The sequence below is a fragment of the Nocardiopsis sp. LOL_012 genome (genome assembly GCF_048060475.1).
Taxonomy (GTDB): Bacteria; Actinomycetota; Actinomycetes; order Streptosporangiales; family Streptosporangiaceae; genus Nocardiopsis.
Window position 1 is genome coordinate 1 of record NZ_JBHMIV010000104.1, and the last position, 600, is coordinate 600.

Consider the following 600-nt stretch of genomic DNA (forward strand, 5'->3'; position numbering starts at 1 on the left):
GCAACGGAGACGGCGTCCCCGACTGGCTGGAAGACCTCTACGGCGGAGACGGCCCCGGCGGAAGCGGCTACCAGCCGCCTCCGCTGGACAACACCTTCACCCCCGGAGGAGGAGGTGACGGCCCTGCCACCGTCGGCGGGGGCGACTACACCCCGCCGCCCCTGGACAACACCTTCACCCCCGGAGCCGGCCTCGACAACCCCTTCGGCACGGGTGACGGCACCGGCGTCGGCGGGGGCGGGGGCGACTACACCCCGCCGCCCCTGGACAACACCTTCACCCCCGGAGGCACGGGGGGCGGCTACCTGCCCGTTCCCCCGCTCGGTACCGGAGGAGGAACCGGGAACAACGACCGCCCACGGCAGCCGAACGCGGGGCTGGGCACCAACTTCCCCGGAAGTGGTCTGGATCTGGACCCGGCCACAGGACTGCCGATCGACCCCGACACCGGCCAGCCCTACCCGGTCGACCCCGGCACCGGCATCCCCTACGACCCCGACACCGGCCTGCCCATCACCTACGACCCCGACACCGGCCAAGTCCTCCCCATCGACCCCACCACCGGAGAACCCGTCAACCTCGGGGAGACACCCCCAACCC

1 pseudogene is annotated in these 600 nt (G+C 72.7%); it reads left to right on the forward strand.

What is annotated here, in order from left to right:
- Positions 1–600, forward strand: a pseudogene (locus ACFHWE_RS23640) (hypothetical protein); the annotation flags it as partial.